Below are 26,612 nucleotides of genomic sequence, written 5' to 3' on the forward strand. Positions count from 1 at the left end.
ATTTTGGTTATTGGTTAATCATTGTGGTTAGACCAGAAGGTACTACTTCAGGTATTTTTGGCATAAAAGATTCATCTGTCAAGGTTTTTAGAAAATCAACCAACCTATCTAGTTCATAGTCGGTTAAATTGGGCTCCCAAATATGCCAATGCAGAATTAAATCCTCATCTTCGGGGACTGCATGTCCGCGACCATCCGTATAGAATTGTACTGTTTCTCTAAGGGTCGGAAACATTCCCGAATGCATATATGGCGCTGTTTTTTCAATATTTCTTAAGCTAGGTACTTTAAATCCGCCTCTTAGTGTTTTGTCTTTAAATGGAACTTCGGCTCCTGGGTCAAAAGGGAGTCCATCGGGTTCGGGAGCACCTAATACCGCTATTTGCTGATTGGTAAATAGGGGCGGGGTATGGCACTCGGCACATCTAGCTACAAAAGATCGGAATATATTTAATCCTTCTATTTCCTTTTGATTCAGCGCTTTATGGTATCCATGTGCATATTGGTCGTACTTGCTGTTTAGGGAAACTAAGGAGGATTGAAAAGCAACAATAGAGCGGTAGATTTCATCTAAAGTAATAGAATCATTTTTGCTTCTATTTGGAAAAGCCTCGGCAAATAAGAACCTGTAATTATCAATGGAATTCATTGTTTGTATTAGATTTTCCGGAGTATTTGCCATTTCATCATCAGCAAATAGTGGACCTTTCATTTGCTCTTCCAAAGTACTTGCTCTCCCATCCCAAAAGAAACTCTTTAAATAGGCTACATTCCATAGGGTAGGAGCTGCCCTATCTAGAATTTGATTATTCATTCCTCTACTTCTAGGTAGGCCATCGCTAAAGCCTTTATTGGGATCGTGACAAGTGGCACAAGAGATGGTGCCGTTCCCCGAAAGAGCAGGATCAAAGAACAAATACCTCCCTAAATCTATCTCTTGTGGGGAAAAACCGTCCCTAACTTCTGGCAAGGCAGTTTTTAATCCACCTACACCAGGGTCATTATCAGTGGTGTATAGTTTGTACAAGTTTTGGGAAATACACTCGTTCCGCTCATTTAATTTAAATCCTGGCGGACAAGTACTGCTTAATTGCGGAACATCATAATATGTAGGAGGTTGTGTCCCTGAATTTTTAACTAGGGCATAGCCTCCAATAAATAGGCTGATAATTACCGCCATAAATAGAATGCTGTTTTTACTCACACTACTTAGAATTAATTTGTGGTTTACAACCTTTTTATAACCTATTCTGTTTTAGTTCTACAGAGCCTTCTTTAACATCTTGATATTTTTCACGATGAAATCTGACTTAAAACAGAATATGTTTTTGCTGGTTGTGTTTACCACCAAATTAATGGAGTTTGCTTTCAGCCTATCATATCTTGACGGATTTGTGATAGAAAACCCCTATTTGGGATTAATGGGACCTTCCTTGCTCTAAGGATTCCTCAAATACTTCCTTGTATCCTGATGATACTGGGATAACTTCATCAGGGATATTTTGTATGCGTAGCGCATAACCCTTTTTGGTCTTTTTTAGAGAGGAAATATGGATGGTATTTATCATATAAGAACGGTGGATACGGATTACATTAGGGTCATTTATCTTCCCCTCTAATTCCTTAAAGCTCATTCTTACTAATTCCCTTGTGAGCTTTTCCCCAGTTAGGTAAAATAGCTCCAAATAATTACCTGCAGATTTAATGTATAGTAGCTTTGGATACTTTATAGCTAGTAGAACCTTGTTATTTTCCCCATTGATTACCAATAAATCATTCCCTTTATCGTCATTGGTTGCTACTGTATTAGGAGGCAGCTGTTTATAGGATGATAGTTTCAATTGTATTTGGGTATACCACAAAAATAGCGTGTAAGGCACAACCACTACTAGCACAATTTGCTTTACAGTTATTAAATACTCAACAATTTGTTCTTGAAAGCTATTTATTGGCGGACTATATACTAATTCGAATACCGCTGCAATAAGGAGCATTTCCATAAGCCCCCATAGCATTAAACTGTAAACTTTGAATCTTTTGATCTTAAATAGAGGACGGAGAATAAATTGGGAAACTAGGAATACACCTAACCCCAATAAGACAAATTCTAAATAATAGGTCTTTCCCCATTCATTGATATCGTATGGGTCATATATTTTGATAAAAATATAGGAATATAAACAGATAAAGCCAATTAAAATAAGCTTGTTCTTGGTTTTATCTAAATAGGGAATTTCTTGGTTTATAAGTTTGGTTATGCGTTTCATTTTGATTGGGGTTGTGCCAATAGGTAGGAGCAATCATCATTTTTTCTACCTAATGGACTTCTTACATTTTTCACCCCTCCAATCTAGTAAAAATACTTTTGATTAAGGCGCTAGAATTCGAATTTTCCCGACTTAAATTAAGTCAATGTCTGAAAGAAATATAGTAGTTATGGTTTTTTGTCCGAATACCGGGGATCTTGAATATAATCTTGTTTTTGCATTTTAATCACTTCTATACTTAGAAACCCAAATTCGCTTACTACTTTTCCATAAAACCTATAAATGCCTCTTCCCCTAAAAAAGTATTTTGCAGCAACAGGAGGGAACAGTACGGTGTCAAAAACCTCCCCATGTTGATCTACCAAGGTGGCAAAGTTCATTCGGGTTCCCTTATGGGTCTTGGTGTTTTTTACGGTTACTAAATATCCATAGATATCGATGTTTTTTCCAAGGTATCTTTCTAGGTCTTTTTTCCCGTTCTTATTCTCGGGAACTTCGGTTAATAAATAAAACGGACTGCATAGCGGAAAACCTAGGAGTTCTATCTGGGTGAAAGCCATTTCTAGGTCTGTAGTGTATAAAGTGGGAATTTCAAAATGTGGTTGTTTGGGCGAAAACAGCTTCGGGTGTTCCAACTTTGTGCTTTTAGAGAGGGACAAGTGTGCCTGCCATAATAGTTCGTGCTTATTCACTTTCGTAAATCGGAAGGCATCTATCCGAATCAGAATACTTAGTTGTTCAACGGAAATGGATACTCTGTCTATAAAATCGGTCAACGATAAAAATTCACCCTTGGTTACTCTTTCTTTTAAAATGCGCTCTGCCACCTTTTCTTCCAGTTCCCGTAAGTACATCAACCCTAAATATAGCTCCTTGCCATAGATATGATTCACTATAAAGCTATTGTTGATACAGGGAGGGTGTACATTTGCTCCTAACATCCTGGCTTCGTGAATGTAGAATTCCGCACTGTAGAATCCGCCCCCATTATTAAGAACGGCCACCATATATTCCAAAGGGTAATAAGCTTTTAGAAATAGGGTCTGATAACTTTCTACGGCGTAGGAGGCAGAATGCCCTTTGGCAAAGGCATAGCCAGCAAAACTGGCTACTTGGTCCCAAATCTCAAAAATAAGGGTGTCTTCGTATCCTTTAACACGACAATTGTCTACAAACTTGTCTTTTACCTTTTGAAATTCCTCTCTAGATCGGAATTTGCCACTCATTCCTCTTCTGAGCACATCGGCTTCGCCTAGGGTAAGATCGGCAAAATAGTGGGCTACTTTTATCACATCTTCCTGGTATACCATTACCCCATAGGTTTCTGGCATAATGGACAACATTACGGGATGTGCTTTTTCTTTGGTCCGTTCTGGATCCCGATGTCGTAGAATATATTCGCGCATCATTCCACTTTTAGCCACTCCAGGACGTATAATGGAACTTGCCGCTACCAACCCCAAATAGGTATCCACCTCCAGCTTTTTTAACAACATGCGCATGGCAGGAGACTCTATATAAAAACAGCCCATGCATTGTGCACTTTTTAAGATAGAGTTTATATGGGGATCTGTTTTAAATTTTCCAATATTGTGAATGTCGAAAGTGCCGATTTCCTTTGGCTGATTATAGGCAATGATTTCCAAGGTCTCCGCAATTTTTGCTAGTCCGCGTTGGGATAGGATATCAAATTTAAAAAGCCCAACGTCTTCTGCTATCACCATATCAAATTGCGTAGTGGGATATCCTTTTGGAGGTAGGTGGGTAGCAGAAAAGTATTCAATGGGTTTCTCTGTTATCAGTATCCCTCCTGCATGAATGCTGAGGTAGTTGGGCTTTCCTTGGATAAACTGAGCGTATTTAAGTACCAGTCTAGATATATCGTCTAGTTGTGAAATATGGTAATCCCTATTGCAGAGCATATCTATTTCCTCTTTGGGAAGTCCAAACACCTTTCCCAATTCCCGGATAGCTCCTTTTTCTTGAAAAGTGACATAGGTCCCCAAAAGGGAAACGTGGGGGAAACGTTCAAAAATATACTGGGTCATGGCCTCCCTATCTTTCCATGAAAAATCAATATCAAAGTCGGGCGGATTAACTCGATAGAGGTTTATAAACCGCTCAAAATACAGATCCAGTTCTATGGGGTCTACATCGGTAATCCGGAGCAAATAAGCGACTATGCTATTGGCACCGCTACCACGTCCCACGTAGAAATAACCCTGTTTACGGGCATGGGAAACAATATCCCAATTGATGAGGAAATAGGAAACAAATCCCATTTTTTTAATGAGGTCCATCTCTTTTTGGAGTCGTTCTAATATTACGGTATCGGTTTTGGGATATCGGTAGGGTAGGCCTTCCTTGCATAGTTTTTCTAATAGCGCTTCGTCTTCCGCGGTATTCCCCAAATAGGTTTTTAGGTTTTGGGGCTTACGGTTGTCGGAAAAGTCGAAGTAGATGGAGCAGGAATTCATAATACGCTCCGTATTTTCTAAAATAAAGGGATACTCAGAAAACGCCTTGGTCAATTCCTCTATGGGAATCATCTTTTCCTCGGGATTGGCTTCCTCGGTTTTTGGTAATTTGCTTAATAATAGATTGTTATCTACAGCTCTTAGCAGACGATGCGCATTAAAGTCGCGCTTATTACGGAAAGTAACAGCTTGTTGTACTACTAGTTTATCCTTGAGTTCTGAAAGCTTGGTAAAGGGCAGTCGTCTAAGATCGGTGATGGAAATACCGACATACTCATGCTCTAAAAAATTGTATTTTCCATTAAGAAGTGCTTTTTGAAAAGGATAAATGACAAAAGCGTCTTTAAAAGCCGGCGCTATGGCCGGAATTTTCTTCTCCTCGTGCAGGTGTTGGGAGAGGTAACTGTTTAATTCCCGATATCCTTCGTTGTTTTTAGCTAGGGCTACAAAGCATTGATCTGCCCCATTTCTAAAATCTATTCCCAAAATGGGTTTAATATTGTGTTCCTGAGCTTTCCTAACAAAATTTAGGCAGCCCGAGGTATTGTTGATATCGGTAAGTGCCAATTGCGTTACCTGCATCTCTTGCGCCAATTCCAACAACTCCGTTTCGGAAATAGTTCCAAAACGAAGGCTGTAGTAGGAATGGCAGTTTAGATACATTGGGATAAGTTTCAGTTTTAATCCCAAAGTTAAAGGTTTGATTCTTTACGTAGGAGGATTTGTTGGATCATTCCAATTTGATGATTTGAAAATTTGACAATTTGGAGATGGCAAAGCTAACACTGATCCACTTTAATCATGGGCTAAAACGCCGTTGCAATTCAAATAAGGATTACTAGTTGTCTAAAGCAAAGAATCTCCGTACGAATATCTAAGTGGTCATGCAATAGATTGGTTATTATGTAATAATGATTTTGTACTCATAATTACATTTTCCCTGAAAACATCCAAATATAAGGTTTTTAACAGGCCTGGAGTCACTTCGAAATGAGCCCTGTTTTTGGGCGATGGAGAAGTCACACTCGCTGTGCTCGATTGTTAAAAGGTTATAGGGTGATGTAGTTTTAGGGAAGTATATACTAAAAGTACTCTCAATTCATTCTGGAATTTCCGTCTACCCCTTGCCCTAAAGGGAGCGGAAATTCTCATAAAATTAACGTTTATTAACAAAGCGTTTACGACATCTTGATACCAATAAAATCCAAAGACTACAGGGAAATGCCCAAAGCTTACAGCAATTGATAATTGTTCACTGATAATTGAAAAAAAACTGGCCACTGACCACCGATTACTGATTACTGAACCGCTTTCAATACTCACTACTTTGTACTCATATCTATTTTACTGGTTATTGAAACAGCGGTTGACGGATAACTGAGTGATATTGTTAATTAAAACTACTGCCTGCTACTGCTTACTGCTACTTTTAACTGTATACTGATGACAGCCTACTGTGAACTTCTCAATACTCACATCTCCCTACTAATTCCAAGCTACTAAGAACCCCTTGTCGTTCTATGGAACCAATATAGCTAACAACCATTTCGGTTAAGCCTGGAAGATCGTTGAGGTTTTCCCCCCAGATATCAGTATTTGCCAGGATTTGGTGGATGGTTTCGTCCATAGAAGTTTTTTGTTCATCGTACTGACTCCAGCTTTCTTTGAAAAAGGAGAGCACCTTTGGGTCGTCTTTTAGGTCGATTTTCTCCCCATTATAGTTTCCTCTGTAGAAATAAAGGAGGGCGGCCAATCCAAAAACAATCCTTTTAGGTGGTGTGTTCTCCAAGGCTTGATAATCTTTGAGTGTTGGCAACAATCGGGCAACAAACTTTGAGGTGATATTGAGGGCAATACTGATCAGTTGGTGTTTTAGTAAGGGGTTTCTAAATCGATCTAATACATCGGCAACAAACTGTTGTTTTACTGTCTCTGGGAAGTCTAAGGTTAGGATGGTTTCTTGTAGCAATAACTCATTTATAAATCGACTTATTTCAGGTTGTTCCAAGGCTTCATCCACTAATCTGGCTCCTGCTAAATAAGCAACGGGTACCAAGGCGGTATGGGCACCGTTTAATATCCGCACTTTCATTTCACGATAGGGGACTAGGTCTTCTACAAACTGCACGTTGAGGTCGGTTTGGGAAAAGGGGAGTTCTTTTTGTACCGACTCTGGAGCCTGAATCACCCAACTGTGATAGTATTCCCCGGCGACCATCATGGGATCTCTATATCCCAATGTTTCTTCTATTTCTTTGGCGCGATCTTTTGGATATCCGGATACGATTCTATCTACCAAGCTACTACAGAAGTGATTGGCAGTACCTATCCAAGAGGTAAATTCGGACTCCAATTCCCAATGGTTGGCATATTCTAGTACAGCTTTTTGTAGTGTGAGTCCGTTATTCTCGATTAACTCGCAAGGCAGAAGAATTAGGCCTTTAGATGGATCTTGATTAAAAAACTGGAATCGATGGTATAGAAACAGGGTCAGTTTTGCAGGGAATTCTTTTGGCGGCGTGTGTTGAAATATGTCCTGAGGATTAAATTTGATTCCGGCTTCGGTGGTATTAGAAACCACAAACCGCAGATGGGGGTCTTTGGCAAGCTCCAAATAACGTTCCCATTCGGTATAGGGATTGATGACGGAGTTTACACAATCTACCCGTTTAATATTCTGAATCTGTTGTCCGTTTTTAACACCATCTAGAATCACAGTGAAAAGTCCGCCTTGATCCTTTAATTCCTGATAATCCCCATATTCCGTTGGCTTAACAATAGCTATGCCCGCATTAAAATCGGTCTTCTCGTTTAGAATCTGTACCATCCAATCTACAAAGGCCCTAAGAAAATTTCCACCTCCAAATTGAAGTATTTTGGTCGGTAGGGGGGAGGGTTGTTGCTTAATTAAAGTGCGGTTTATTGTTTGCATGGTTAATTTATTAACGTAAAAATGAATTAATTTGATGATTTGGAAATGCGGTTTGTTTGAATACTTGTTTTAAAATCATGTCTTAGACTCTGTCTCCCTTAGCAGGTAAACTTAGTCACCGTCAGGTGACCTCATATATCGTTCTCTAATTCCGCCCGAGTAAGTATCTCAATACTCAATACTCACTACTCAATTCTCAATACTAATTCTCTGTACTCATATCTATAAAATTGTTAATTGCTAATTGTTCACTGTTAATTGTTAAAGAGAAATCCCCCTTTTCCAAGGAATAAAATCATTCTGATCTAATCGAACTGCGGCTGGGACAATGTTACCGCTGGCAACCTCTATAATATACTCCAATAATTCTTCTCCTTTAGATTCTATGGTATCTTCTCCAGTTATAATGGTACCTGCATTAAAATCGATGATGTCTTTCATGCGTTCACTTAAGGCGTTGTTACTGGAGATTTTAATGGTGGGCGTCACAGGGTTTCCTGTGGGTGTGCCCAGGCCTGTAGTAAAGGCAATTACATTGCAGCCAGAGCCTGCTAGTCCGGTAGTGCTTTCCACATCGTTTCCTGGAGTGCAAAGAAGGTTTAATCCTTTTTTAGTGACCGGTTCTGTATATTCCAATACATCCTTTACCAAGGAAGTGCCCCCTTTTTTGGCTGCTCCGGCCGATTTCATAGCGTCTGTGATGAGTCCGTCTTTAATATTTCCGGGAGACGGATTACTTTCGAAGCCCGAGCCAATGGCTACTGCCCTTTCCGAATAGGCACGCATAAGGGAGGCGAATTTCTCCGCATTTTCTGCTGTCTCACATCTATTGATGAGTTCTTGTTCTACCCCGTTCAATTCAGGGAATTCAGCAAGTACCGTGGCGCCACCCAAGGCTACCAAAAGATCGGAAGTATAACCAAGGGCAGGGTTAGCAGAGATACCAGAAAATCCATCAGAACCACCACATTCCAGTCCTAAGGTGAGTTTACTTAGGGGTGCGGGTTTTCGGGTTGCTTTATTTGCTTCTATGAGACCTAAAAAGGTCTGTTTTACAGCATCTTCTATAAAGTGGCGTTCGCTTTTGCTTTTTTGTTGTTCTAGAATATGTAGAGGTTTAGAAAAGTTGGGATCTCGTTTTGCAATGGCATCCGTTAGAATTTTCACCTGTGCGTTTTGGCATCCCAAACTAAGAATGGTTGCCCCAGCTACGTTGGGGTTGGTGATATAACCTGCCAATAGATTACATAGGGTATCCGAATCCCCCCGGTCACAACCACATCCTCCGTCGTGAGTTAAAAATTTTATTCCATCTACATTGGGGAAAGTGCGGTTCTCTTTAATTTCTTCTGGGGTTTTAATGATAGTTGCCGCCATGAGTTCTTCTTTACTGGCACCTGCTTTATATTTGGAAACTAGGATTTCTGCATCCACCAAATACTCTTTTGCGATGCTATAGCCTAATGAATCCAATAAGGCATCCCGCAATACATTTACATTTCTATTCTCGCAGAACACCATGGGAATTACCAACCAGTGGTTGGCCGTACCTACACTACCATCGGCGCGGTGGTAGCCGTTAAAAGTGCGGTCTTTCCATTTGCTGACATCGGGGGCTATCCATTCGGACTGTTGCTTTCCTACGCTATAATCGGAAGAGGCATGTACTATATTATCTATGGTGATGATCTCCCCTTTGGCGATGGACTTGGTTGCTTTGCCAATTAAGTTCCCGTACATCAAAATAGGGTCTTCCGGTTTAAAATCCTTTAGCGCGAATTTATGCTTAGCAGAGATTTTGGCGGTTAGTGGAAAAGTATCCCCATTAAATGTAATTGGGTGACCTTGCGGCAACTCTTGTAGCGCGACAAGAATATTATCTTCAGGGTGTATTTGTAGAAAGGTTGTGGACATAGATGTTATTTTCAAAATTCAACGGTCGCTTTAATGACTCCAGCAGCAGGATCCAACCAATTATTAAAATGCTCTTTCATTTCTGAAAAATGTACACTATGCGTAATGAAGGATTCGGTAGGGAACTGATCGATCATGGAAATAACGAATTCAAAGTCGGCCACCGTGGCATTCCTACTACATAGTAAGGTAGTTTCTTTAGCGTGAATTTCAGGATGTTTAAAGGTTAGCTCCCCTTTGGAAAGTCCCACTAAAACATACCGTCCCCCGTGTGACATATAAGAGGGGCCTAATTCCAAGGCTCCTTTGTGACCAGTAGCATCAAAGACTACGGTAGCCAGGTCGCCCTTAGTAATTTCAGAAATCTGATTTATTGCGTCATTATTTGTGTTCACAATAAAATCAACTCCTATTTTTTCCTTTGCATATTGGAGTCGGTCTTGATTCATATCCACTGCAATTACTTTTGCACCTTCTAGCTGTGCCAATTTCATAATCCCGATTCCTATGGGACCACATCCTACTACCACGATGGTTTCATCTTTAGTTAGTTGAGCCCTCTTAATAGCATGGGCACCAATGGCCAAAGGTTCTACGATAGCCATCTGATTGTCGGTTAAATTATTGGCGGGTAGTAAAATGGCTATAGGAACTGAGATTTGCTCTTGCATTCCTCCGTCAGTATGAATCCCAAGAACCTGGATTTGGGTACAGCAGTTGGTTTTCCCATTTCTACAGGCAATACAATGACCACAACTAAGATAGGGCATCACCACTACTTTGTCGCCAACCTTTATGCCCTTGCTGTTGTCTTCTATTTCCAGTACCTGGGCCGCCAGTTCATGCCCTAGTATTCTTGGATAGGTGAAAAAAGGCTGATTTCCGCTGTAGGCATGTAGATCGGTCCCACAAATCCCTACGCTGTTAATTTTTAAAAGAGCCTCCCCAGGCTTTCTTATTGGTGGCTCTTTTTCTTTTAATTGAAAGTTACCGGGTTCTTCACATACTATGTATTTCATTTATTGTATTTGGTCGTTATTAGGCTGGTTATTACTAAACCTCTCTTTAAAATTATTTGCGGTTTTGAAATAACTAATTTAACCAAAACAAATGATATTATAGTAGTGAGTATTGAGATGTGAGTATTGAGATGTGAGAATTGAGAATTTTTTTGAACCTCCCTAGACTAGAGTTGACCTAACCTGGCGACTGATTACCGATTACTGCCAACTGAGCCTGCCTTTGTTTGCAGACGGGTGGCACACTCGTTTCAATATCTACTACCTTATACTGGCACGAGCAAGATACTCGCACTAGCGCAGGGTTTGGATTATTTACTCTCTTCCAGAATTCCGTTTAACTCAAAATCAAAATTATGCATAGGAAAGTCGTCATTTAATACATTCCCATCTTTATTTAGTACTACATACCTAGGTATACCATTAAATTTGAATAATTCTCGCAAGTAATTGTAATCATCTAAAGGGAGTCTATATATATGTTCTAGCTCCTGTTCTTGTACAAACTTTGTATAATGATTTATGGGGGAAGAACGTTCTTCGGTAATAAAAACAAAAACAAAATCTTTATTGCCTTTATACTGTTTGCGTATTTCCTTCATTCTTTTAATTTCTCCTACGCATGGAGCACATGTAGTTGCCCAAAAATCTACAAACACTATTTTTCCTTTGAACGGATCTACAATTTCTCTAAAAACATTTGTTGCCTTTGTATCTGGTAATTTATATGAAGTCTGTTGTACGGTTGGATGCACTTTTTCTAAAATTCGATTTCCTTCTTCCTGTAAAAACGGATTGGTAATATCTTTTTTTAAACGATCCCAAAAAGCCTTAGCAGTTTCTTTATCTCTTCTTCCAAACTCAAATGCTACCGATCTGATCTTTGAAATTTCATAGATTAAATTGTTTTCTAAACCAAGTTCATTAACTAATACAAGGTCTTTCATTTTCCACCTATCTTCGAATGAACTTGTAGGCATAAGCACGCTAGTCTTCATGAAGGGGTCACAATATTCAAAGCGATTAATAAAAGTACCAAATTCAGTAGAGACTAATAGGTTTTTATCATTTAAGGGTATTGTTTTTAAAAAATCATAGAATTCAATAGGCACTGACTCCTGTAAGAACGTATTTATTGTATCTTTTCTAGCTTCATATTCTCTATCCATAACAAAGTCGAACATGGTTACTGCATTTTGTAATAAAATTTTATTTTTTAAAATCGTATAGACTTTAGGAGAAATAGAATTTACATTTACATGTACTTTGGCATCTAAGGCGTTTTCATTTTCAATAATTATAGAATTGTTTTTATACTTATCTAGTTGATGTAGATTTTCTTCTAATACAATTAATTGTTCGTTTTTAAATTCTTTTGGGGATACTGTTCTTATTTTGTTTTTATAAGCCTCATAATCCCGAGTTCTAAAACTAAACCCTAATAACTCCTCGTTCTCCTTCGCCAATGGGCCATCATATTCAATATTCTTGAGTTTATTTTGAAGTATACTTATTCTGTTTATTGCCAATAGATCTAACAAATCCAATGTTACCGATAGGGTTTGTTCCGGTTCTATATAGAAGGGAATCCATTTGTTTTCAATTACGAAATGAGTATATAATGGGGTAGTTAACGGTAAAGTAGCTTCAAATTTACCGTTAGGATGAATTTGTAGAACAATAGGGTAATCTTCACGAGTTATGTTATTTCTCAAGTAAATAATTCCAGTTTTAAAGCCCAAACTAGGGTCATACCCTTTAAGAAACCCTATGAGTTTAGCATTCGCCCTTTTAAAAAACTCTGGAGATTCGAAATCCTCTAAAGGGGTAGAGTTAACTTTAGCTAGCTCATCATCAATCCATTTGGACACTTTTTCAGGAACGGCCGACGCTCCCTTTTTATTGGATAAATGTCTTTTCCCATTTGCCGAAGAAGCATACTCTGAAAAATTTTTAATTCTAAAATTTGGATATTCTTTTTTAGCTTTATACATGTCCCCTGCCTTCCCATTAAAGCCTACTTGCAGATAATGTTCGTCCCAGTTTTTAAAATAGAACATCCAATATTCTTGGTCATTTTTAACCACAAAACGGTATTCTCGTGGCTCTTTAGAGGTAAAAGAAACAATTTCTTCAATGGTGTACGCTTTATTTCTAAAGGTTATTTCTTGATTGCCAACGGAAAACTCTAGATTGTTTTCTCCATCCGTGGTAAACCAACTTCTTTTTAGCTCATTAGGCACTTCTGAAATGGTAATATGTTTGCCATCTAATGGATTTTGGTGCTTTACAAATACTCTAAACGGATTGTCTCCTAGCTTTAGTTTAATGGAGTCTTTGGCTACAACCTCCAGCTGATAGCTTATAGTATTTCCTTGATTGTCTTTAGCATCAAAAAAGTAAACACCGTTATCCCCTTTATAGATAATCTGGTACATAAATGCGCGATATCCCGTCTCTATAAAGATTGGATGTATTGATATTCCATTGTATTCCCCATTTCCGGTCTCACCTTGCCATTCACCAAACACGGTTTCTGGGAGTGATGCCTTACTAATATTTGATTCTTGGGCAATAGTAATATTTATTAAAAATATAAATACGAAGCAGCTGATGAGTAGTTTTTGTATGTCCTTTAAGGTGAAGTCTTTGCTTGGTTGGTTCATTTTTTCTAGTTTGTTTTGTGGTTTACAAGGAATTATTAAACATACGGATTCTTGTAAGAATATACAGGTGAAATCTTAGTTGAATATTATGCTACGCCATTTTTAATATGGTTGATTACTATAATTATATTACACATTCAACCAGCCTTTAACTTGCGCGTTATAACTTCTACCCGTGGTTATGGTCATTTTTGTTTTGGTTTTTAAGGTGATGATATACCTGCTATTAAAGTATTTCTGTGCATTTTCTACATAATTGGTATTCATGATTATACTTCTATGAACTCGTAAGAAATAATCTGGTAATTTCTCTTCTAATTGGGCCAAGGACTGCTCCGTTAAGTGGTTTCCAGAATTGGTGTAAATGCTTACATATTTGGCATCTGCTTCAAAATAAATGACCTCCTCTAATTTTACGAAAAATAGCTTCTCTCCCTTTTTAACCGTAATAGAAGTCATTTTTTTCGCTTCTTTCTCGGTAGCCATTTCTTTAATGGCTTCTAATAGCTTAAGCGAGGTATTATTCCCTTTAAATAAGCGCAATTTCTCAACGGTTTTCTCTAACCGCTCTAACCGTACAGGTTTCACCAAATAATCTATGCTATGGGTTTCAAAAGCCTGAAGGGCATATTGATCAAATGCTGTGCAGAAGATAACCAAAGGGATAGTATCTAATTCTTCAAGCAGTTCAAATCCGTTTAGCCCAGGCATTTCTATATCCAAAAAAATAAGATCTGGATGTAGTTGATTAATTTTTTCCTTTGCTTCTGTTCCGTTTTTTGCGGTAGCGATGATACTAAAACTCTCAGGAAAGTGCGTTACTAACTCTGATAAACGCTCTCTTGCTAAAAACTCATCGTCTATAATAATAGTTCTATAAGGTACATTCATTACTGCTGCTAGTTTTCAATGGTGATTTTAATTTGTTTGGTAGGGGTGTTTTTCCAACTAATGGATGCTTTTTCCTTATAGGTCAACCGCAACAGGTCGAAGACCGTTTGCAGGCCATGACCACTTACCAGACCTTCCGGAAAATGGGGACCATTATCTTCTACAATGATAGTGATGCCCGCTTCACTTTTTTGAATGCGAAGGGTAATTTGGCCATTGTTTTCTAATTTAGAAATCCCATGTTTTACGGCATTTTCTATTAAAGGCTGAATGAGAAACATGGGTATTTTGGTGTTTTCTAAAGAGGGATCCACCTCAATAGTAAAATTCAACCGGTCGTCAAAACGAATCTGTTCTACCTCTAAATAATTTTTGACCATTTCTACTTCGTCCCCAATAGTGCTGTCTTTTTTTCCTTTTCGATTGATGGTGTATTTAAACAGATCCGATAGGGATAATGCCATCTTTTCTGTTTTATCGGCATTTTTATGGGCTAAACTGGCTATGGAGTTCAATGCATTATATAAGAAATGAGGGTTTATTTGGGATTGTAACGCCTTAAGCTCTGCACTAGTTTTTAGTTCTCTTAAGTGTGATAGCTGCATTTCGTTTTCTACAATTAGGCTACGTTCTTTAAAAATAAAGTAGCTTATGAAGGCTCTTATTGACGCAAATGTCATTATAAGTAAGAAAATTTGAGAAAGGAAATAATAACTGTGATCACCAGTAAGATTATTGGTAAAGTACATTAATAAAGAAATAATAATAAAAGGTAAAAATCCTGTTGACAGAAAAATTAAACTAGTTTTTGTCAAGATTTTACGGGTGCTTTTAGTAATTCTTAACTCAATATAGCGTAGAAGAAATAAGAAGGGGAATACGAGAACAAATAGTATAATTGTACTTCTTTTTATTTTGCCAATTATGCTTACTGAACTGTATTGATAAGGAGGCATTGTTATAAAGTCATATACTGAAGTGAAGAGGACTATTAAAACGTTGGCAAATAGCAATCCAATAAATGATATAATTCCAAAACGAAACCAGTCATGCTTAATTTTAGTTGTTAGCGCTTGATTAATTTTCTTAATAATAAAAACAAATACTAAAAGTAAAATGATCGTTGGTAGAATAAGAATTGAAATGGGGTTTTTCACCCACCAAATTGATTTCTTTCTTTGAGAAATTTCTTCATTTCGAATGTTCCGAAGCACATATTTATATTGTTCTTCCGCAATTTTTAATCGTCTATCATAATTTTTCCCATAAACCTCCTTGATTATTGCGATGTCCTCTTTATTTAATGGATTATTACTATTATTACTTGCAACCAAAGGGTTAAAAATACTACTCCTTTTTTGTTCTGTAAATGAAAGAATAAATGATCCACCAATAAGCGATTTTGCTATTTTCGACTCTAAGGTGTTTCGGACTTCTAAATCTGTTTGATCAATTTTGTATACATAAAGATCTGCACTTTTATATCCATTGCCAGAATTGGGCCCATACCTAATTGTTGTGGTACTATTAAATTTATTTTTTACCCGTACAAGGGTATCTAAAAAGTGGATTCTTAGATTTGCATCTTCTGTATTTGTGAATGTGATGGATATTGTTTCGGTAATTGAATCTAACTTTCTTGTAATTTGAGAAACAACTAAAGAATCGGCTTCAGTGTAGAGGCCTTCTAACTTAATATCTATATCTGTTGCCCATTTGGTAATTGGGGAATATTCATGACTATTCATTTCAAGAATATCTTTCCATGGTTGTTCAGGTAATTTTTCCTGTTCTTGGGAATACCCTTTGGTAACGAGAAGTAGCAACAATAGAAATGATCTTAATTTCTTCATAATGGTCGGTTTATTGATTAATACACCTCAAAGAAACTTGATAAGCCTGATATCTGAAACCACTTTCTGACGAACTGCATGTAGGAGGATTTAATTGCATTTTATAATTATTTGTGGATTGGTAGTAGGTGAAACTTATTGTATCTAGAATTAGTAATTGCTGCTAAATGGAATCATAATAATTTCAATTTACCTACTGTTTTTATACATTTGTTTTGACAATTATAGACACTATAACTCACAGCAATTTTTCTATTTTTTCCTTTACCATTGCGGGTCGTAGATGTGATCCTTTTTCTATTACACTACCATCTTTATCAATTAATATGTAAAAGGGTATACCACTAATATTAAATACAGTCTGAAAATCTATACTTTGGTTCTGATCCAAAAAATAGTGTACCCCTCCCAGTTGAAATTTATCCAATACAGCTTTGTAGGCCTTTTCTTTGGTATTTATACAGATATAAACAAAAACTACATCTTGACCTTCCATCTCCTCCATAAGTTTTTTAGAATTAGGAAACTCTGCTAGGCAAGGAGCACACCAAGACGCCCAGGTATCCACATAGATTACTTTACCTTTGTGGGTCTCCAAGAGGTTCTCTATTATCTTATCAACGGAAGTACCAGAAGCATCTTTTAATATGGCCTCGGACACAAGTTCTGGTGACTCTATGCTTTTCTTGGTTTTTAAATAATTTTCCTCCAAGGGTTTGGCGATAAAGGGTTCGGTGATATGGGTTTTAACCAAATCTCTATAATCTTCATAGAGATCTATTTCAACCTTGTCAAACCTCTGTTGGAATAATTCAGCTAATACTAATTGGCGTAGTAGGCTATCTTCCGTATATTTTATAATTCCATAGATACTTATGGAATCTAGTTCCTTTAAAGGACCTGCCAATCCAAATTCCGTACGATATTTTTCATTGGATTTCTCATTCCTAGTCTTGTTGCGTACATATCGGTAACTATAGCGATTTACAAAATTGACTAACGCATAGCCGCTGATTAACATCGGTTTTGTAATAGGAAGCCGTTCGTTAAGTGAGTTGTAATAATTCTCTGGGACATCCCATGAAAAAGGCAAGTTGTTTAACTCACGGTGTTCTGCTGGGTAAAATGCTAACGCATTGTAGTAAACTTGTTCAATATAGGTTTTGGCCCAAAGTAGGGATTCTTCATTGGGGGAATATGTCTGAATAAAATTATTCACTAATTCGGTACTCTTTTGCTGCAAAGTATCTAGATACTGGAGATAGTCATCTGCCCCATATTCCTTTGTCGCTTTCTTTTTGGCGTCCCAGTCCGTATAAATTTCATTGGAAAAATACATTTCCTGAAAATGTGCTGCATCTTGATTGGTCTTCACCGCATCCCCAGAGAATTGAATCGATTTTAAGATTGGAACCGTCTGAGCGATTTTGGCATCAAAACTCATATGGATGCTATCACCGGGATGCGTCAAAACTAGAAAATTGATTCCTACATTTACCCAAACATCAGTAGGGGTATAGCTTTCAAAGGACACTGAGAAAAACCCTGTACTGTCAATTTTAGAATTTAGACTTAACCGGTCTACACCAACCCGATTTACAGCAAAACTAATATTTGGATTTTCAGGATCAAAATTAGATACATTTCCGGTTAGGGTAACGGTCTTAGGGGCATCAAAAACCTTGGAATTACTTATTTCTCGCTTTTTACAAGAAATTGAAACGAGTAATAACAACAGTATTATATTTTTCATTGTTTTAAATTTAGGTTGGAATAGGATTCTTTGTAGTTTAGAAATAATGCCTAGATAGAGTGAGTTTTCTCAGCTTAGAAGCTAAGCTGGATGCTTCTATTGTTGGTGTTCTTGATTTTACTTAAACATTCAACCAACTCTTTATTTGTGCGTTATAACTTCTGCCCGTGGTTATGGTTTGTTTTTTATTAGTTTTTAAAGTGATGCTATACCTGCTGTTAAAGTATTTCTGTACTTCGCTGACAAAATCTTTGTTTATAATTGTTGCGCGATGTATTCTTAGAAAATTGTTTGGTAATTTTTCTTCTAATTGAGACAAGGGATCCTCCGTTAAGTACACGCCATTTTTAGCATGTACGGAAACATAACGTTCATCTGCACTAAAATGACTCACCTCTTCTAGCTTAATAAAAATGAGTTTTCCCTCTTTCTTCACCGTGATGGAAGTCATTTGGTGGACTTCCTTTTTAGAAGACAAGTCTTTTAATAACTGAATAATATTCTGATTAGGAAGATTATTGCTAAACAACTTTATTTTGCTCACCGATTGTTGCAAGCGTTCTAACTTTACTGGTTTTAATAGGTAATCTATACTATTGGTTTCAAATGCCTTTAATGAATATTGCTCATAGGCGGTGCAAAAAATTACTATGGGGATATAGGTCAGCGTTTCCAAGACTTCAAAACCCGTTAGCTCTGGCATTTCTATATCCAGAAAAATAAGATCTGGTTTAATAGTTTCAATTTTCTCTTTAGCGATTAATCCGTTTTCGGCAACGCCAATAACTTCAAAAGTATCGGTGAAATTCTCTAGTAATTTCAGCAGTCGTTTTCTTGCTGGGGGCTCATCGTCTATGACTAAGGTTCTATATATATTATTCATGCCGTTACCTGTTATTAATGGATATTACAATCTGTTTTTTTGGCTCGTTCTCCCAACTTAAGGACGCTTTGTCACCATAGCTTAAGCGTAATAGGTCGTAAACCGTTTGCAGACCATGTCCGCTTACCAATCCCTGTGGGAATGCGGGACCATTATCGCCTACTGTTATCAACAGACCCTTATCCTCTTTTTTAATGTCGAGACTGATTTTTGCTTCTCCTCCTATCTTGGAGACCCCGTGTTTTATGGCATTTTCTATGAGGGGTTGAAGCATAAACATAGGAATCTTTTCTTGCTTGGCATCCTCGTCAATAGTAAGTGTAAACTCCAATCGCTCTCCAAACCTAATTTTTTCGATTTCTAAATAGTTCTCTACCAGAGTTACTTCTTCACTAACCGTACTCATTTTTTCTCCTTTTTTATTGATGGAGTACCTGAACAAATCGGAAAGGGAAAGTGCCATTTTCTCCGTTTTACCGGCATCATCATGAGCCAGGGCAGCGATGGAATTTAAGGCGTTGTATAAGAAATGTGGATTAATGTGAGACTGCAACAACTTTAACTCGGCTTGCGCATTTATTTCTTTTAGGTGACTTAGCTCTACATCTTTTTGCTTTACTAGGGAGTCTGAGAAGTGGTTTAAGTAGATTAAAAAGCCACGTCCAAATGCTAGAAATAAAATCAATTTAATATAGTTTTCGTAAGAATATATAGAGACCAAATTATTTTCCTGATTTGCCAATAGATAAAGTCCATAAGTAAACAGGCATCCTGTTAAAATAACGAAACTTACTTTCAATAGGAGTTGTAAGGCAAAACTCAAATTTTCTCTAATAAAAATTTTATCCAAAAGATATAGGAGGAGAGCTAGTGCAGTAACAACAATCAAACTGGTAAAAAAATAACCCAAATAGGCGTCTAAATACGTAAAAGCTTCAGGATAGGCAAAGTAAAAAAATAGGTTATTCAAACAGTTATAAGATAAAAAAACGACTAGTAGTGGTATTAGGTATTTGAAGAAAGTATATTTATATTTTTTCATATACAACAATCTTAGACCTAGAATAAGTACAATAACACCTAGTGTAAATGATAATAACATACCTGTGAACCTTGCTTTAGTTCTATCGATTAAATATGTGGCATAGCGCCAGGGATAGGTATTATACATATATTCTCCGAACTGCTCCATAAAGTCAGTAGAGTATAATTTTTGTAGAAGAAATAGGTCTAATTCTCCAATCCAGCCTAAACTAGATTGGTGTTCAGCCTTATTAAATATTCCTACCTCAAATGATTGATTATATGAGTTTAACATGTTTGGAGTGGAAAAAATCCTATCCCATAATTCATATTCGATCAACTTTTTTCTAGAACTATCAGAAATGTTATCATCAAATTTAAAAGCCAACCAGGAATGTTTGTTTCCATCATTAGTTCGAAAGAAATCAAAATTATTTATTCCAATAACAGTTCCATCTGGCCAATGTTTTTTTCTTAAAAATCTGTCGTAATATTGGTATGGTACGGTTCTAAATCCTAGAGTATCTTTTCTAAACCCCATAATTATGTTATGTATAGGGGCAATCCAAGTTGAATCTGAATTAAAACCAATTCTAACTGTGGGGAGCAAACCATTAAGTTTTTTAATAAAACCATCAACAATTATACTGTCCTTAAAAGTGGCATCCCTCTCCATTTGAATGATAACAGGCTTATCATATCCTTTTTGAAGCGTACCATTCTTATTGAATGCCCTATTTTTTATATATTCCCATCCTCTGAATTCTGGTTGTTTAGAATTATATCTACTTATTTCTTCAACCTGTTGATTTAAGGGTTTTTCGGATATAATCAGAAATGGGGTAACTGCTAAAATCAGTACCAATAGTATTATTCTTTTCATCAGGCGATATTTAAAAATGTATACCACAAATGAATCGGAATAGTCTTACTTATAAAATCAGTTTCGGTTGAACTGCAAATTGGGGGTGTAAACTGCATTATTATGTTTTGGATGGGATTGGGTGTTCTCGTAATCTGGCATTAAACATAGTATTTATTGTAGGAAAATTATAGGAATTGGCAATAAATATAGCTGTTTCTACTATCTGTAGAACGATGGAGATAGCCAACAATATAGGTCCCAAAAGGACCTTGCCATAAAATTTTACGGTTCGTTCACTTCAAATTTTACGATAAATTTTCGATAGGCCAGAGAAAAATAAAACCTATAAAAAGACTCCATCGCTTCAAAAATCTATTGAAATACAGATATATAAAGAGTTTGTAAAGACTGGCTCAATACGTTTAGGACGCTATTGTTCCAAAAACCAACCAACACCTACTCAACTACTTCCCAATAAGCTTCACCTAGCACTTTCACGGCTTCTTCCATTTCCTGCTGATTAAAATGTGCAAATCCTAGTCTTAGAGCGGTTATGGATCGATTTTGATAGAGGCAAATACTCGGAATAAAGAGTCCTTTTTCTCCTGCCTTTTTTTGCAATTGCGTCAAAGAAAATGAAGTGTTAAACCGAATCCAAAAAGCTAAACCAGCTTGCGGTATAGTAAATAGAATGTTGTTCTTAAAATGTGTGTTGAGTAATTGGGCAAACATTTCTTTCCGCTCAGCGATTACTTTTTTGGACTTTCTTTGGTATCGATGAATGTCTCCTTCGTGAATGAGCTCTCTCAATGCTTTTTCCATCATGGTATCTGGTTTACCAAAGATATTCAGGTATTTTGCTGCTTCCTGCAAAAGGTCTTTCGGGGCTATTAAAAAATTAACTTGAAAACCTGGATTTAAAAACCGTCCGAAAGTGCCAACATAAATGATGCGATTGCCGCCGTTTATTCTAAAAAGCGATTCTTTTTTGTTTTTTATCATAGAAAATTCAAAATCCCTATCATCTTCAATTACAATGAAATTGTATGCATCTGCCAAATCTAGCAATTGCTTTTTCCGCTTTTTGGAAAGACGAACGGTAGTGGGATATTGGCAAGTGCTGTTGATATAAACCAATCGTATCTCGCCGGGTTTATAATGGTTTTGAATATAATCTATGTTCATTCCGTCCGCATCTACCGGAATTGTTCTCATTTTGGCACCGGCTTGACTATAAATCATATTGGGTAAAAAGTAACTGAGCTCTTCCACCAAAACAAGATCGCCTGTATTGATCAGTAAACGCGATAAGATGGAATGAACCTGCTCCAATCCAGCTACGGGCAGCAAAAAATCCCTAGAAAGATGAAAGCCTCGGGTTAAATTTAAATAATAACTGAGTTGGTCCCTAAATAACAGACTGTCATCAACAGTATTTAAGAAAGGACCTGATTGATTTTTTCTTCGAATTACCGAAGTGTAAAAACGAACAAGTTCCTCCGATTTAATGATGCGATAATCTGGCGTGCCATCGGTAAAATATAATTTTTCTTGTTGTTTTTCTATCGGGGTATCCAATATAAAATCCTTCTTAAAATGAAACCCTGCCTTTTCTGGAGGATGCTGAAAAGCGTTGGTTTTTTTGGATTGAGTGGGGGAAAGCTCAGGATTTCTAACGAAAGAGCCAATGTTTGGCAGGGTTTCTATCCACCCTTGTTCTTGTAGCTCTGACAAAGCGGCTACTATTGTCTTTCTGTGTACTTGAAGCTCTTCGGAAATTTTCCTACTACCAGGAAGTCGGTCATCATCTTCCAAAAGGTTGCTTTTTACGGCGTTAATAAACTGATAAACAATTTGCATATAGATCGCCTCCTTTTTACGACGATCTATTTTTATGAAGGAATTAAAAGGAATTGTAACCGGACTACTCATTATTTACATATCGGACTACCAAAAATACTATTTTAATCCAAACCTTTGCCATCAATTTTAAATATTACGATTAAAGAAGTCTTTATGAAAAAACAATTAGCGACATTAATTCTATTAGCTGCCATACCTAGCTTCTCGCAAGAAAAGAATACGGTTCCCGATGCAGATCAGGAAATAAACGAATTAGATGAAGTTATTATTCAGGGAAACAGATTGCAAACTCCTTTTAGTGAGTCCACACGGGATATTCAGGTCATTACCCAAAAACAAATTCAGGCGCTTCCTGCTAAATCGCTCAACGAGGTTATATCATTTATAAGTGGTGTGGACATTCGGCAGCGTGGTCCGTTTGGAACACAGACCGATATTTCTGTTGATGGTGGAACTTCGGAGCAAACTTTGGTGCTGATTAATGGGGTGAAAATGTTAGACTCCCAAACTGCCCACAATATGATGAATATTCCTGTGCCATTGAGTGCTATAGATCATATTGAAGTCATAAGAGGTGCTGCAGCGCGGGTTTATGGAATCAATGCCCTTACTGGAGCTATTAATATTGTTACTAAAAAGAGCAAACGCTCTACTGTAATTGCAGATATAAGGGGCGGAAGTTCTTTTAAAAGCAAGGAGGAAGGTGACGGTGAAGGAATTTATGGAGGTGGAGCAGTGGAGGTTACAGGAGTTTACGGATCTGATAACCAGAGTCAGCTTTTTTCATTGGCCCAAAGCAACTCTAACGGACAGCGCTACAATTCGGCCTCAAAAAATACGCGCCTTTTTTATAGCGGAAATTATGATTTTAATGCAGATAATAGCATTCAGGCAATGGCAGGCTACGCTCAATGCCAGTTTGGTGCCAACGGGTTTTATGCTGCTCCCGGTGATATTAATTCGGAAGAACATGTAACATCCTCTGTCTTTAGTCTCTCCTCTAAGCATACTTGGGGCGATTTTACACTTTCTCCTAGAATTAGTGATCGCTATGGGGAAGATGATTACCGTTATTTTAAAGATGATTTAAGTAGAGGCCGGTCTAGGCATTATACCAACGCGCTGATGCTTGAATTGAATAGTAGCCTCAAAACAGGAATAGGAACTTTTGGTTTTGGATTGGAGTCCCGATTAGAAAAGATTAACAGTACAAATATTGGAGAGCATGAGCGCGATAATCACGGGGTATATGCAGAATTTAAAAGCAATCTAAGTGAAAAACTAAGAGGTACTATTGGTCTATATGGGAACTATAACACGGATTTTGGTTATCAGGTGTATCCTGGGTTAGATTTAGCTTACTTAATTAATCACCACTGGAAAATAGCTGCGAGCATCGGCTCTGGGCAGCGCATCCCTTCGTTCACGGACTTATACCTAGATCAGCGACCAGGGAATATTGGAAATGCCTTGCTTCAACCCGAGAACGCCTGGAATTATGAGGGGAATATTCAGTACCAAAATGGAAACCTACAGTTGAAAACCGGGTATTTTTATCGCCAGATTTCTGAATTTATCGATTGGGTAAGAGAAGATGCCTCAACACCTTATTCTCCAGTTAATTTTGGAGAAAACACCATGCATGCTATTTACGGGAGAATCCAGCAGGATTTTGAATTGGGAGGGAAGCAATCCTTTGGATATCAGCTGAGTTATAATTATTTAAGCCCTTCCATGGAGACTTCATCGGGAATCCAATCGAAATACGTATTAGAGTCTTTGAAACATCAGTTAGTGGCAGGTGTTCATTATCGTATCAACGACTTTTCATTACATGTTAAAAACAGGTGGTTACAGCGAGAACTTGCCAATGCCTATAACGTAGCCGATGTTCGACTAAATTACGAAGTTCAGAACTTCCTTTTATACACCGAGATAACGAACCTATTCAATGCCTCGTACAAAGAAGCAGGTGCTGTTCCTATGCCCACACGTTGGTTTGGATTGGGCGTTACCTATCAATGGCACCAAGGGTAAAGACGGACCAGAATATTATATAGTGGCCTAGCCAACAGTTTATAACAAATTGATTGTTGTTAATTGGATGGATACACTGATTACCGATTACTGGTTACCGACTACTGATCATTAAACCTAGTTGGTGCAGGCCCGCCTTTGCTGTCGGGCAATCCTTATGATGGTATTCCACTTAGACTATACCTACTTCCTCCTGCTGGCACGAGCAAAATGCTCGCGCTAGCGGAGGATTAGTGGTATTAGCCAAATAGTTGGTTTTTATTTTTTGACTAAAAAAACTTTGTAGGTTTTACTCATTCTTTAGTTAAACAGCTGACCCAATGGCTTATGTTTATTGCTAATTGTTTATTGTTAATTAAAGGGACTACTGATTACTTTTTACTGATCACCGATTACTGACCACTGTTACCGTAGTTCTCTTCACTATCGTTCATTCGAACTGACTAAGCGCTTTGTAGGTTTTACTCATCCCTTGATTCATAAAGGGCCGACCCAACTGTTTATTGCTAATTGGTTATTGTTTATAGAACTTGACTGACGTCTGTTTACTAATGCCTAAACACATTGTTTATTGCTAATTGGTTATTGTTAATTAAAGGGACTACTGATTACTTTTTACTATCATATGACTAAACTTAAACTGTCCAGTATTTTTGATGGTTTTAGTTATACTTCTTATTGGATTTATTTATAAAAAGGATTAGTTCTGTTTTAAAAACTAATTCTGTTCATTTTTTCCATTGATGAAATGCGCAGCATTCATGAATTCCTTTTAAAAAAACAATATACAAGCCATGAATAAAAAACGAACCAGGGCCGACAAACTAAGGTACCGGAGTACCTTATGTTTAGAGGAGCCAGCTGTAGCGTTGGACTTTAATGTATTAGCTTATTAGGATGTGAAATCTACACGGCCGCACCGTCCAGGCCGCCTACCTCCGGCAGGTAAACCTACCTCCGGCAGGTAAACCTTCCTAACGGCAGGTAAACTTTCAACAACCAGGGTGTACATGTGCTGCCGGACGCCTGCCTTCGGCAGGTAAACCTTCCTTCACCCGCTGTGAAAAGCACTTGATTTTTAACAGGGCCGAAAAACGAAGGTACGGTGTACCTTTGGTTGAGGAGCCAGGAGTAGCGTGGGACAAGAATTCTAAATCATTCAGTTATTTTATGACGAAGGCCGATTCTTTTAATTTTAGCAATTTGACAGAAGTAGTAATAAATATTGTAGCAAAAAGTCATTTTGAACGGTAGTCCCGCACTTCAGTGGGGGAGATACTGATCACCGATTACTGACCACTGTTCCCGTAGTTCTCTTCACTATCGTTCATTCGAACTGACTATGGAATGTCTAATTTAGTTGGTACGGATTTATGTGATAAACTTAAATTTGTAATATGAGTAAAAGAAATTACGACCAGGAATTTAAAACCACCATTGTAGAGTTACTAAATACAGGATGTTCCGTTAAATCCTTATCTGAAGAATATGGAGTTAGCCAAGCCTCAATTAACAGGTGGAAAAGGATGGCAATCACAAATGGCACGCCACAAGCTGCAGAAGAAACCAAAGAGGCGCTAAGAATTAAGGCTTTAGAAAAAGAATTGAAGGAAATAAAGTTAGAACGTGATATTTTAAAAAAGGCAGTGAGCATCTTTTCCAAGAGCGACAGGTAAGATATGGTTTCATAAAAGATCATAAAGACAAATTTCCTGTTGAAAAGATGTGTAAAATCATGTGCGTTAGTAAAAATGCTTATTATACATGGCTAAGAACAAGCGAAACCAATGCCACTAATACTAGGTTAGAGTTTTTAAAACAAAGCATACAAGAAATATATCACGGTAGTTACCGTATATATGGCAGTTTAAGAATCCAAAAAGCATTGGAAAGAAAAGGGCTGTTTTATAGTAGGTCCTATGTAGCCTACTTGATGAAACAGATGGGATTAAAAAGTGTTTTAAGTAGAAAATTCAGGGGGACTACAACCGACTCAAAACACTCGCTCCCAGTTGCAAGAAATCTATTGGCAAGAAACTTTACTAGTGAGTGTCTAGGTGAAAAATGGGTGTCAGATATCACCTACATCAAAATAGGAAGCAGTTGGAATTACCTAACAACAATTTTGGATTTAGCAGATAGAAAGGTGTTATCCTGGGTTTTAAGTGA

At 37.5% G+C, this 26,612-nt stretch carries 16 protein-coding genes; 3 read left to right on the plus strand and 13 right to left on the minus strand.

The genetic code is table 11. The annotated features are described in order from the left end of the window. Positions 1-7: 7 nt before the first annotated feature. From H344_RS20110 to H344_RS0111770, 13 genes are all read right to left on the minus strand, one after another. On the minus strand, positions 8-1,204 hold the full coding sequence (locus tag H344_RS20110; protein ID WP_240484977.1) for a cytochrome-c peroxidase: 1,197 nt from the start codon (positions 1,202-1,204) through the stop codon (positions 8-10). A 214-nt stretch (positions 1,205-1,418) separates the two neighbouring features. Next, entirely contained in the window at positions 1,419-2,267 is an 849-nt protein-coding gene (locus H344_RS0111715) for a LytR/AlgR family response regulator transcription factor (protein ID WP_026810500.1), read from the minus strand. Between the two features lie 167 nt (positions 2,268-2,434). Next, positions 2,435-5,407, minus strand: coding sequence for a DNA polymerase III subunit alpha (locus tag H344_RS0111720; protein WP_026810501.1), 2,973 nt, complete (start codon positions 5,405-5,407; stop codon positions 2,435-2,437). Between the two features lie 802 nt (positions 5,408-6,209). After that, positions 6,210-7,676 carry a tagaturonate reductase gene (locus H344_RS0111725; RefSeq protein ID WP_026810502.1) on the minus strand — a complete coding sequence of 489 codons (1,467 nt, stop codon included), beginning with the start codon at positions 7,674-7,676 and terminating at the stop codon, positions 6,210-6,212. Positions 7,677-7,937: 261 nt separating this feature from the next. Then, a complete protein-coding gene (locus tag H344_RS0111730) occupies positions 7,938-9,590 on the minus strand; it encodes a UxaA family hydrolase (RefSeq protein ID WP_026810503.1) in 1,653 nt (550 codons plus the stop codon). Between the two features lie 11 nt (positions 9,591-9,601). After that, positions 9,602-10,609: a zinc-binding alcohol dehydrogenase family protein gene (locus tag H344_RS0111735; protein ID WP_026810504.1), complete on the minus strand. Its 1,008-nt coding sequence runs from the start codon at positions 10,607-10,609 to the stop codon at positions 9,602-9,604. Between the two features lie 311 nt (positions 10,610-10,920). After that, positions 10,921-13,275, minus strand: coding sequence for a TlpA family protein disulfide reductase (locus H344_RS21055; RefSeq protein WP_051254283.1), 2,355 nt, complete (start codon positions 13,273-13,275; stop codon positions 10,921-10,923). Positions 13,276-13,404: 129 nt separating this feature from the next. Further along, positions 13,405-14,166 (minus strand): LytR/AlgR family response regulator transcription factor, encoded by a 762-nt coding sequence (locus H344_RS0111745; RefSeq protein ID WP_026810505.1) that lies wholly within the window; start codon positions 14,164-14,166, stop codon positions 13,405-13,407. Positions 14,167-14,174: 8 nt separating this feature from the next. After that, a complete protein-coding gene (locus tag H344_RS21060; protein ID WP_051254284.1) occupies positions 14,175-16,019 on the minus strand; it encodes a sensor histidine kinase in 1,845 nt (614 codons plus the stop codon). Positions 16,020-16,257: 238 nt separating this feature from the next. Continuing rightward, on the minus strand, positions 16,258-17,772 hold the full coding sequence (locus H344_RS0111755; RefSeq protein ID WP_026810506.1) for a TlpA family protein disulfide reductase: 1,515 nt from the start codon (positions 17,770-17,772) through the stop codon (positions 16,258-16,260). A gap of 121 nt (positions 17,773-17,893) precedes the next feature. Continuing rightward, positions 17,894-18,655 carry a LytR/AlgR family response regulator transcription factor gene (locus H344_RS0111760; RefSeq protein ID WP_026810507.1) on the minus strand — a complete coding sequence of 254 codons (762 nt, stop codon included), beginning with the start codon at positions 18,653-18,655 and terminating at the stop codon, positions 17,894-17,896. Between the two features lie 4 nt (positions 18,656-18,659). Next, a complete protein-coding gene (locus H344_RS21065) occupies positions 18,660-20,561 on the minus strand; it encodes a sensor histidine kinase (protein ID WP_051254285.1) in 1,902 nt (633 codons plus the stop codon). A gap of 438 nt (positions 20,562-20,999) precedes the next feature. Then, the gene (locus H344_RS0111770; protein WP_026810508.1) at positions 21,000-22,475 is read right to left on the minus strand and encodes an aminotransferase-like domain-containing protein; all 1,476 of its coding nucleotides are present in this window, start codon (positions 22,473-22,475) and stop codon (positions 21,000-21,002) included. A gap of 84 nt (positions 22,476-22,559) precedes the next feature. Between H344_RS0111770 and H344_RS0111775 the strand changes: the two genes are divergently transcribed. The 3 genes from H344_RS0111775 to H344_RS20130 form a co-directional block, all read left to right on the plus strand. Beyond that, a complete protein-coding gene (locus H344_RS0111775; RefSeq protein ID WP_026810509.1) occupies positions 22,560-24,443 on the plus strand; it encodes a TonB-dependent receptor plug domain-containing protein in 1,884 nt (627 codons plus the stop codon). Positions 24,444-25,840: 1,397 nt separating this feature from the next. Then, complete coding sequence (locus tag H344_RS0111780; RefSeq protein ID WP_034256502.1) at positions 25,841-26,119, plus strand: transposase; 279 nt, start codon at positions 25,841-25,843, stop codon at positions 26,117-26,119. Between the two features lie 59 nt (positions 26,120-26,178). Continuing rightward, the coding region (locus H344_RS20130; RefSeq protein WP_169514963.1) for an IS3 family transposase at positions 26,179-26,612 on the plus strand (434 nt) is incomplete at its 3' end.

The organism is Arenibacter latericius DSM 15913, assembly GCF_000424985.1.
GTDB classification, from domain to species: Bacteria; Bacteroidota; Bacteroidia; order Flavobacteriales; family Flavobacteriaceae; genus Arenibacter; species Arenibacter latericius.

Excerpts from the sequence above, each read along its gene's own strand:
- H344_RS0111715 (WP_026810500.1), bottom strand. The coding sequence starts at position 2,267 with ATGAAACGCATAACCAAACTTATAAACCAAGAAATTCCCTATTTAGAT.
- H344_RS0111720 (WP_026810501.1), bottom strand. The coding sequence starts at position 5,407 with ATGTATCTAAACTGCCATTCCTACTACAGCCTTCGTTTTGGAACTATT.
- H344_RS0111725 (WP_026810502.1), bottom strand. The coding sequence starts at position 7,676 with ATGCAAACAATAAACCGCACTTTAATTAAGCAACAACCCTCCCCCCTA.
- H344_RS0111730 (WP_026810503.1), bottom strand. The coding sequence starts at position 9,590 with ATGTCCACAACCTTTCTACAAATACACCCTGAAGATAATATTCTTGTC.
- H344_RS0111735 (WP_026810504.1), bottom strand. The coding sequence starts at position 10,609 with ATGAAATACATAGTATGTGAAGAACCCGGTAACTTTCAATTAAAAGAA.
- H344_RS21055 (WP_051254283.1), bottom strand. The coding sequence starts at position 13,275 with ATGAACCAACCAAGCAAAGACTTCACCTTAAAGGACATACAAAAACTA.
- H344_RS0111745 (WP_026810505.1), bottom strand. The coding sequence starts at position 14,166 with ATGAATGTACCTTATAGAACTATTATTATAGACGATGAGTTTTTAGCA.
- H344_RS21060 (WP_051254284.1), bottom strand. The coding sequence starts at position 16,019 with ATGAAGAAATTAAGATCATTTCTATTGTTGCTACTTCTCGTTACCAAA.
- H344_RS0111755 (WP_026810506.1), bottom strand. The coding sequence starts at position 17,772 with ATGAAAAATATAATACTGTTGTTATTACTCGTTTCAATTTCTTGTAAA.
- H344_RS0111760 (WP_026810507.1), bottom strand. The coding sequence starts at position 18,655 with ATGAATAATATATATAGAACCTTAGTCATAGACGATGAGCCCCCAGCA.
- H344_RS21065 (WP_051254285.1), bottom strand. The coding sequence starts at position 20,561 with ATGAAAAGAATAATACTATTGGTACTGATTTTAGCAGTTACCCCATTT.
- H344_RS0111770 (WP_026810508.1), bottom strand. The coding sequence starts at position 22,475 with ATGAGTAGTCCGGTTACAATTCCTTTTAATTCCTTCATAAAAATAGAT.
- H344_RS0111775 (WP_026810509.1), top strand. The coding sequence starts at position 22,560 with ATGAAAAAACAATTAGCGACATTAATTCTATTAGCTGCCATACCTAGC.
- H344_RS0111780 (WP_034256502.1), top strand. The coding sequence starts at position 25,841 with ATGAGTAAAAGAAATTACGACCAGGAATTTAAAACCACCATTGTAGAG.